Raw genomic sequence first — 8,167 nt, 5'->3', positions numbered from 1 at the left:
CGCGGCGACAAGCCGCGTGAGCCCAGGCCGGGCGTGTACCGGCCTGGGCGGCGGCCCGAAATACCAGGAGGGTATTTACGGGCCTGATTAATAAAATTCATAAAGCAGATAATCCGATACGCCAAAATGTGGCTACAAAAACGAATCGCGTTAAAACCGCGAGCGCGCGGTTTTCACCTAATCACCGAAGAATTGCTGGGGCTTTTGCCTGAATTGAGGAAATTCCGCATCGGTATCGCTCATTTTTTCATTCAGCATACCTCCGCATCGTTGGTTCTCAATGAAAACGCCGACCCGAGCGTGCGGCGCGACCTGGAAACTCACCTGAGAAGTCTGGCGCCCGACGGCTCGGCTCATTACACCCATACCTTGGAGGGGGAGGACGATATGCCGGCCCACATCAAATCCTGTCTGATGGGCTCCAGCGTAACCGTTCCGGTCGGCGACGGGCGATTGCTGTTAGGCACCTGGCAGGGCATCTATTTGGGCGAGCACCGTGATCTTGCAGGGTCGCGCTCGGTGGTCGCCACTTTGAACGGGGAAACGTTTTAAACCTGGAGTGATCAATGAAATTTTTGCGTTTGATGCTACTAACGGTAGTTCTGTCGCCGTTTTCGATCCGTGCCGAAGAGAGCGTATGGGACAAAGGCGTACCGGTCCTCGAGAACCCGGTGGAAATGACCGTTTATCGCAGCCCTACTTGCGGCTGCTGTGGAAAATGGCTGGAGCACATGAAAAAACATGGCTTTACCGTGCGCGATATCAAATCCAACGATATGGACAGGATCAAGAAAGAACTGGGAGTGCCGGAGAATTTGCAATCCTGCCATACCGCGCTGGTCAACGGTTACGTAGTCGAAGGCCATGTTCCCGCTGCGGATGTCCAGAAGCTGTTGCAAGCCAAGCCCGAGGCGGCGGGATTAGCCGTTCCCGGCATGCCTGCGGGTACGCCTGGAATGGAAATGGGCGGGAAAAAGGATCCGTTCGCCGTGCTGCTCTTCGACAAGAAGGGGAGGGTGAGCACGTTTCAGGAATACCGATTTTATTGATCTCTCCTAAGAGACAGGGAGGGCCGTCATGCTACTAGCGGGCGACGTGGGTGGAACGAAAACGATCCTGGCTTTGTACGACGGGGGGCTGGAAGGACTGCCCGCATCAATATTGAGGGAGGAGACCTATCCGAGTGCGGGATATGGCTCGTTCGAGGACATTGTTAAAGATTTCTTGAGGGATCAGAGCGAACCGCTGGACGCCGCTTGCTTCGGAGTCGCGGGCCCCGTCGTCGACGGCCGCTGCCAAACGACCAATCTACCCTGGTTGATTGACGAGAGGCGCCTGATGCCCCTGCTGGGCATCTCCAAGGTGAAATTGCTGAACGACCTTCAGGCCATGGCCTTAGGTTTGCTCTGGCTGCGGCCCGACGAGTGGGTCGAGCTGAATCCCCGTGCAGTGCCCGCAACCGGCAACCGGGCGGTCATCGCAGCCGGTACCGGGCTCGGCCAGGCGGTATTGTACTGGGATGGTCATCTCTATCGTGCATTGGCAACCGAAGGCGGGCATGGGGACTTTGCGCCCAACAACACCATGGAAGACGGCTTGCTTGTATATCTTCGAAACAAGTTCGGAGGGCACGTGAGTTATGAACGGATCTTGTCCGGACCGGGAATCGTCAATGTCTACGAGTATCTACGCGACATAAACTATGCGCCCGAATCGCCCGAATTGGCCGGCGCGATAAAGAAGGCGGAGGACCCCGCACGGGAAATCACCACGCATGCCTTGCATCGGGGAGATGCGCTGTGTCGGGGAACTCTGGCCCTGTTCGCGCGCATTTTTGGTGCGGAGGCCGGCAACTTGGCCTTGAGGTGTTTCGCTACCGGCGGCGTGCTGGTCGGCGGCGGCATTGCGCCAAAGATTCTGCCCGCACTACAGGACGGCCATTTCATGCAAGGTTTTTGTGCTAAAGGCCGGCTTTCAGAGTTTCTCTGCGCTGTCCCGGTCCGTGTTGCCTTGAATTTTCACACTGGGTTGATCGGGGCGGCCGATTTTGCGGCACGCATGTTGCTTGAAAAGTCCTGAGACGCTTGATGGCTGGATTTCCTTAAGGCTGGTTTGGTCCTTGTAATGCAATCATCAACTTCGTATCTCAGAATTAATCGATTTCCGGAGGAGGTTCGTTATGCGTGTCGATGAAGTTCGGGAGATCGCCAAACGTATGGGCTTGGTTCCAGGCCGCATGAACAAGCGGGATCTGATCCGAAAGATCCAGATTGTCGAAGGAAACTTCGACTGCTTCGGTACGGCTCGCGATGCTGCCTGCGATCAGCATGGTTGTTTATGGCGAGAAGAATGTTTTTCACAGGCTAAAAAGGAGAATTAGGGGCTTTCAATTAATCGATAAGTTCGTTCCAAGGAAGTTGAGACGCGTAGTCGCGCTGTTTTTATGCATCTGAAACCAAGGAGAGATTGATGATCGCTGCAGAGCTATTGAATTTAGCCCGCCATGAGGGTATCCGAGACCTCGAATATTTCCGTACAGAAAAACAACTCGTGTGGGCTATCCAACGAGCCAGGGGTAAAGCCGCATGTTTTTTGTCCGAGGATCGCATGGAGTGCAAAGAATTCGAGTGCCAGTGGCGCCGGGAATGCCTTAAGCTGGTTGCCGAATGGCGCCGGTGAGCGATCTCGCGGACCAGACCTTCCGGTCTTGGATTCGCGTGGCAAAGCGCGAACAAGATTGTCTGCATCGGGGCGGAGGCACAAACCTCCGCCTCGCTACGATATTGAGGCCGATTCAGTCGGGCTCTGATGTTCACTTTAGAATCGCGGAGATGTCGGCCTCGATAATTGTTTTTGCTGACTGATCGCTCGACAGAGTATGTGGCTCTGGGTTACACGCCAAAGCGTCGACTACGGTTAGACTAGAGAATAAGCTCGAGTCGTTCTGAGGATGGCCTGGTTCCTCCGAACGTATACAATCGTTCATAAGTTTCAAGTCTGTAGAGCTGCATACTGCTATGAGAATCGGGGTACCTAAAGAAATCAAGAATAACGAAAACCGCGTCGCGCTGACGCCGCATCAAGCATCGATACTTGTCGAGGCGGGGCACGAAGTTTTGATCGAAACGAATGCGGGGCTCGGTTCCGGATTTAAGGATGAGGAATACGTTCGGATGGGCGCTCGTATTTGCGGCGTCGAGGACGCATGGAATTCGGACTTGGTTCTCAAGGTCAAAGAGCCGATAGAACCGGAGTACCTTTTTCTCCGAAATCAGATCGTGTTTACCTTCTTCCATCTTGCGGGGGCTCCTCGCTCGCTCACTGAGATCTTACTGGAACGCCGCACTATGGCGGTGGCATACGAAACCTTGGAGGACAGATCCGGTCGATTGCCGATTCTCGCTCCCATGAGCGCGGTCGCGGGTAATATGGCGGCACTGGTCGGTGCTTATTATCTGGCCGAGTTCAATGGCGGTAGAGGGGTGCAGCTCGGCAAGGTTCTGGGCGCGAGACACGGAAGGGTGTTGATCGTAGGCGACGGGGTCGTGGCTTTTCACGCCGCGCAGACGGCGTGGGGGCTTGGGGCTCAGGTTTCTGTTGCAGGCATCGACAAGGCCAAGGGCGAGCGGATGCAGCGCGAAATTTCAGGGGAACTCGAGTTTTTTGCTTCCGAGCCGGACGTCATTGCACGCCGTATATGTGAAGCCGATTTAGTCGTCGGCGCGGTATTGCGGCACGGGGCCAAGGCAGACTACGTGGTGACCGAGAAAATGGTCGGATCGATGCAGCCCGGTTCCGTGATCGTCGACGTCAGCATCGATCAGGGCGGCTGCGTGGAAACTTCGCGGCCCACTACTCATTCAGAACCCGTTTACGAGAAGCACGGCGTCATCCATTACTGCGTGACCAACATGCCCGGCGCTTATCCCCGGACATCGACGATCGCTTTAACCGAGGCCAGCTTTCCCTATGTCCTCCAGTTAGCCAATCAGGGCTTGACGGCGTTTCGCGAAAATCCAGGGTTTGCCAAGGCCGTAAACACTTACCAGGGACATCTAACCTGCAAGCCCGTAGCCGAAACGTTCGGATTCATCGAGCGATACAGCGCATTTCCCGCATCGTGATCGTTCGGGCGGCGACGAGGCGAGTCAAGCCAAGCGAAAATCAATGCTCGTCTTCTTCGTTTAGAAAGTCGTCCAAGGTGAGATCCCGCTGATCCGGTTCATGCAAATCCGGATCGGTGTAACCGAGGTCATCGATTTCCACGTCATCGAAAGGAGCGCTCCAGTCTTCGGGGGGCTCTATAGGCGCAAAAGGCGATTCGTACCAAGAGGCAAAGTCAAATTCGCCGAGATCGCCGTTGAGATACTGGATTTCGATGGCGTCGTTTTCCTCGTCCAATGCGACAACACGAAACGATCGTCCGGTCTCGGCATCTTGATACCAGTTTTCGAGCAGCGGATCTGCAACCGTCGGCATGGCTTTATCCTCCGATTAGGCTTGGAAACATGGCTTCCAAAAGGTACGACCCATTGATCGGTCGCCGCAAGCATAGCACGAGTCTTTGACGAAAAAACGGGGTTGCGGACTCCGCTATATCTGAAACGGATGCGGAAAAACGTTTAATTTGTTCCCACCAGCGCGATGATCGCTTCGCTCAATTGGCGCTTCTGGAGTTCGCTGTTTAGCGGATGATCGCGATGGTCGGTGATATAGAAAATGTCTTCGGCTCTGCTGCCGATGGTGGAAATTTTTGCATTATAGAGGCGCACGTCACATTCCCTGAACGCTTGGCCGACCTTCGACAAAAGCCCAGGGCGGTCGGTGGCGACCAATTCCAGAATCGAATAACGGTTCTGCGGGTCGTCGTGAAAATAAATTTGAGTGGGTACCGTGAAATGTTTTATTTCCCGCGGTTCGCGCCGATGGACGCGTAGCGGTGTGCAGCTCGGTTGTAGCAGGCATGCCCGCAATCGGCTGCAAATCTGGGCCTGCCGCAGGTGATCGTTGATCGGTTCTCCAGTCTGCTCGAGGACGTGATAGCTGTTCAACACATAGCCATCGGCGGAAGTGATGATCTTGGCGTCGAAGACGGTCAATCCGAGTTGGTCCAAAACCGCCGTACTGTAAGCGAATATGAAATCCTGGTCTTTCGCATACAGGAAAATTTCCGCGCTCCCCCGCTGGCTGACCGGGCGCAACAGGACCAGGGGTAAGTCTCCCGGCTTGCAGGCGCTGATGGCCACGGTATGCCAGGCGATTTCCTCCGCCAAATAGCGCAGAAAATATTCGTCGTTAACCATCTGCCAGACTTTTTCGATGGTTCGGTCGCTGATGCCTAAGCGCCTCAGCAGAGCAAGGCTTTCCGCTTTGACCGCATTGATCTTTTCTTCTTGTTCCAGCGGTTTTGTGAGTCCTCGTCGGAATGTCCACCGCGTCGTGAGATACAGTTCCTTGAGCAGGGCGTCTTTCCACGAGTTCCACAGGTTCGGGTTGGTGGCGCGAATGTCGGCCACGGTCAAGAGATATAGATAATTCAGCGTGTCTTGGTTGCCGATGGCGGTGGCGAACTCATGAATGACGTCTGGATCGCTGATATCCTTGCGCTGAGCTGTCATGGACATGAGCAAATGGTTCTGAACCAGCCACTTGACCAGGTCGGTGTCCCGACGGCTTATGCCGTGGCGTTGGCAAAAACCCTCGGCAATGTCCGCGCCGATGACGGAATGATCGCCGCCGCTACCTTTGGCGATGTCGTGCATTAAGCCGGCAATGTATAGAAGCTCCGGTCTTTCGATGATCTGAAAAATTTCATTGCAGAGGGGATGCTCGGCTCTGTGCTTTTCTAGAGCGAATCGTCTGAGGTTGCGTACTACGAAGAGCGTATGTTCGTCCACGGTGTAAACGTGGAAGAGATCATACTGCATGCGGCCGACGACGCGGCCGAAAGCCGGGAGATACGCGGCCAGAATGCCGTAGCGGTTCATCCTCCGCAGTTGATGCGTGATGCCTCCCGGTTGGCGCAGGATTTCCATAAAAAGCCGGCAAGCTTCCGGATCGTTGCGGAAATTCTCGTCGATCAGGTAGAGATGTTGGCGAATGAGCCGGATGGTCGCGGCGCGTATGCCTAACAAGCTGGCGTTTTGCTGCAATAGGAGAAATATTTGCAGCAGGGCAAGAGGCTGTTCCCGAAAAACGTTCGGGTGCAGTGCCTCGATGTAGTTGTTGACCGCCTGAAAGTTTCTGTTGATCGGGAGGATTACGGCATCTTCATCGCGATGCAGTGCGGCTTCCTTGAACAGTTGCAATAGCATTTCGTTCAGCCGCTCCAGTCCCATGACGGTGCGGAAATAGCGCTGCATGAATTGCTCGACCGCTTGGTTGACGTCCGGATCCTGATATCCGAACTGTAGGGCCAGCTCCTTTTGATACTCGAACAGCAGGCGATCTTCGCAACGCCCGGTCAACGTGTGCAAGGCGAAACGGAGCTGCCAGAGGAAATGCTGCGCTTGCATGAGCTCGCCGTGCTCCGCTTCGGTTAGCCAGCCGTGCAGGAGCAGATCGTTCAGATTCGACGCATTGTAATGGCGCTTGATAATCCATCCGATGATTTGGATATCCCGGAGACCGCCCGGGCCCTCTTTGATATTAGGCTCCAGGTTGTAGGCCGTGTCGTGGTATTTGGCATAGCGTGCGGCTTGTTCAGCCATCTTGGCTTCGAAGAACTCTCGCGAGGACCAGAGATGTTCGGGGCCGATACGCGCCCACAGCTCCTTGAACAACGCCGAGGAACCATGGAGCAGTCGGGATTCCATGAGATTGGTGATGACCGTCACATCTTGCCGGGCCTGTTCCACGCACTCTTCGATCGTACGGACGCTGTGAGCGGGCTTGAGGCCAATGTCCCACAGCAAATTGAAGAAATCGGCCAAGCCTTGCCGGTAGGGCGGTTCTTCGGCTCGATTCGCGCCGCTGTGGTGAAAATCGAGGAGAATCAAAACATCGATATCGGAGTAAGGGTGCAGCTCGCGTCGGCCATAGCCCCCTACCGCAATAAGTGCGAGCTGTTCGGCGTCGGATCCGAGGAAATGATTCCAGCAGGCTCCGAGCAGTTCATCGATGAAATCGGAGCGCGCCCGAATCAGTTCGGCGGCTGGTATGCCGGCGTGAAAGCGCTCGGTTAGCTCCGCATTATTCTGTTGGATATGTTCTCTAAGCGACCTGATGCGCTCGGCGGACGAAAGGATATCGTCATAACGCGGCGAGTTTAAGTCGGCCGTTTTCAATCGCGTGTGCCTCTTCTTGACGCAGGGTGAGGATTTCGTAGCCATCCGCCGTAACTAAAACCGTGTGCTCCCACTGTGCGGACAGGCTGTGGTCTTTAGTTACAGCGGTCCATCCGTCGGGAAGTATTTTCACGTAGCGTTTGCCCAAGTTGATCATGGGTTCGACGGTGAAAATCATACCCGGTTCCAGCATTATTCCGGTATTAGATTTGCCGTAGTGGAGCACCTGGGGGTCTTCATGAAAGTTCCGGCCGATACCGTGCCCGCAGAACTCTTGCACGACGGAATAGCCGTGGGACTCCGCATGACGCTGAATGGCAAAGCCGATATCGCCCAACCGCGCGCCAGGACGTACTTGCTGAATTCCCAGATACATGGCCTCCTGACAGATCTTCACCAGGCGTTTGGCTCGTATGGGCACTTCACCGACCAGAAACATTTTACTGGTGTCGCCGTGATAGCCGTCCTTAATTACGGTGATGTCGATGTTGACGATATCGCCGCTTTTCAGTTTCTTCGGACCTGGTATGCCGTGGCATACCTGATGGTTCACCGAGGTGCAGATGGATTTGGGAAATCCCTTGTAATTCAGGGGAGCGGGAATGGCTTTTTGCACATCGACAATGTAGTCGTGGCAAATTTGATCCAGTTCTTCAGTCGTTACCCCGGGAACCACGAATGGCTCAATCATTTCCAATACTTGTGCAGCGAGTCGGCCCGCGACACGCATTTTCTCAATTTCGGCAGGCGTTTTCAGGATGATGCTCATCGCGAGATTCGTTGGTTCGTGTGGCGCTCGGTCGAGCGAGGATGCGGGAAAAGGGTCGGATTGTTGAATAAAGCAGGTTATGGTATAAAGCGCTGCTATTTTTGGCAATAAC

9 protein-coding genes are annotated in these 8,167 nt (G+C 54.8%); 6 read left to right on the top strand and 3 right to left on the bottom strand.

Annotated elements, in window-relative coordinates; all coding sequences use genetic code 11:
* The first annotated feature begins 126 nt into the window (after positions 1-126).
* From JOD69_RS16515 to ald, 6 genes are all read left to right on the top strand, one after another.
* On the top strand, positions 127-552 hold the full coding sequence (locus tag JOD69_RS16515; protein WP_077731275.1) for a secondary thiamine-phosphate synthase enzyme YjbQ: 426 nt from the start codon (positions 127-129) through the stop codon (positions 550-552).
* Between the two features lie 14 nt (positions 553-566).
* Positions 567-1,049, top strand: a complete 483-nt coding sequence (locus JOD69_RS16510; protein WP_086134459.1) for a DUF411 domain-containing protein — start codon at positions 567-569, stop codon at positions 1,047-1,049.
* Positions 1,050-1,077: 28 nt separating this feature from the next.
* Positions 1,078-2,079 carry a glucokinase gene (gene glk, locus JOD69_RS16505; protein ID WP_077731274.1) on the top strand — a complete coding sequence of 334 codons (1,002 nt, stop codon included), beginning with the start codon at positions 1,078-1,080 and terminating at the stop codon, positions 2,077-2,079.
* Between the two features lie 100 nt (positions 2,080-2,179).
* The gene (locus tag JOD69_RS16500) at positions 2,180-2,380 is read left to right on the top strand and encodes a Rho termination factor N-terminal domain-containing protein (protein ID WP_077731273.1); all 201 of its coding nucleotides are present in this window, start codon (positions 2,180-2,182) and stop codon (positions 2,378-2,380) included.
* A gap of 89 nt (positions 2,381-2,469) precedes the next feature.
* Positions 2,470-2,679, top strand: a complete 210-nt coding sequence (locus JOD69_RS16495; protein WP_077731272.1) for a hypothetical protein — start codon at positions 2,470-2,472, stop codon at positions 2,677-2,679.
* A 338-nt stretch (positions 2,680-3,017) separates the two neighbouring features.
* Positions 3,018-4,124: an alanine dehydrogenase gene (gene ald / locus JOD69_RS16490; RefSeq protein ID WP_077731270.1), complete on the top strand. Its 1,107-nt coding sequence runs from the start codon at positions 3,018-3,020 to the stop codon at positions 4,122-4,124.
* Positions 4,125-4,164: 40 nt separating this feature from the next.
* Here ald and JOD69_RS16485 read toward each other — a convergent pair whose 3' ends face one another.
* The 3 genes from JOD69_RS16485 to map all read right to left on the bottom strand — a co-directional run bounded on the left by JOD69_RS16485 (position 4,165) and on the right by map (position 8,055).
* Positions 4,165-4,479 (bottom strand): DUF6763 family protein, encoded by a 315-nt coding sequence (locus JOD69_RS16485; protein ID WP_077731269.1) that lies wholly within the window; start codon positions 4,477-4,479, stop codon positions 4,165-4,167.
* A gap of 143 nt (positions 4,480-4,622) precedes the next feature.
* Positions 4,623-7,286 carry a [protein-PII] uridylyltransferase gene (gene glnD, locus JOD69_RS16480; RefSeq protein WP_240502573.1) on the bottom strand — a complete coding sequence of 888 codons (2,664 nt, stop codon included), beginning with the start codon at positions 7,284-7,286 and terminating at the stop codon, positions 4,623-4,625.
* A complete protein-coding gene (gene map / locus JOD69_RS16475; protein WP_077731267.1) occupies positions 7,252-8,055 on the bottom strand; it encodes a type I methionyl aminopeptidase in 804 nt (267 codons plus the stop codon). The genes glnD and map overlap by 35 nt, the downstream gene beginning before the upstream one ends.
* Positions 8,056-8,167 lie beyond the last annotated feature (112 nt).

The organism is Methylocaldum sp. RMAD-M (assembly GCF_017832375.1).
Taxonomy (GTDB): domain Bacteria; phylum Pseudomonadota; class Gammaproteobacteria; order Methylococcales; family Methylococcaceae; genus Methylocaldum.
The sequence above is the reverse complement of the archived record's forward strand: the minus strand, read 5'-3'. Positions and strand labels throughout refer to the sequence as shown.

Coding starts and splice junctions, on each gene's coding strand:
- JOD69_RS16515 (WP_077731275.1), top strand. CDS start 127: ATGTGGCTACAAAAACGAATCGCGTTAAAACCGCGAGCGCGCGGTTTT.
- JOD69_RS16510 (WP_086134459.1), top strand. CDS start 567: ATGAAATTTTTGCGTTTGATGCTACTAACGGTAGTTCTGTCGCCGTTT.
- glk (WP_077731274.1), top strand. CDS start 1,078: ATGCTACTAGCGGGCGACGTGGGTGGAACGAAAACGATCCTGGCTTTG.
- JOD69_RS16500 (WP_077731273.1), top strand. CDS start 2,180: ATGCGTGTCGATGAAGTTCGGGAGATCGCCAAACGTATGGGCTTGGTT.
- JOD69_RS16495 (WP_077731272.1), top strand. CDS start 2,470: ATGATCGCTGCAGAGCTATTGAATTTAGCCCGCCATGAGGGTATCCGA.
- ald (WP_077731270.1), top strand. CDS start 3,018: ATGAGAATCGGGGTACCTAAAGAAATCAAGAATAACGAAAACCGCGTC.
- JOD69_RS16485 (WP_077731269.1), bottom strand. CDS start 4,479: ATGCCGACGGTTGCAGATCCGCTGCTCGAAAACTGGTATCAAGATGCC.
- map (WP_077731267.1), bottom strand. CDS start 8,055: ATGAGCATCATCCTGAAAACGCCTGCCGAAATTGAGAAAATGCGTGTC.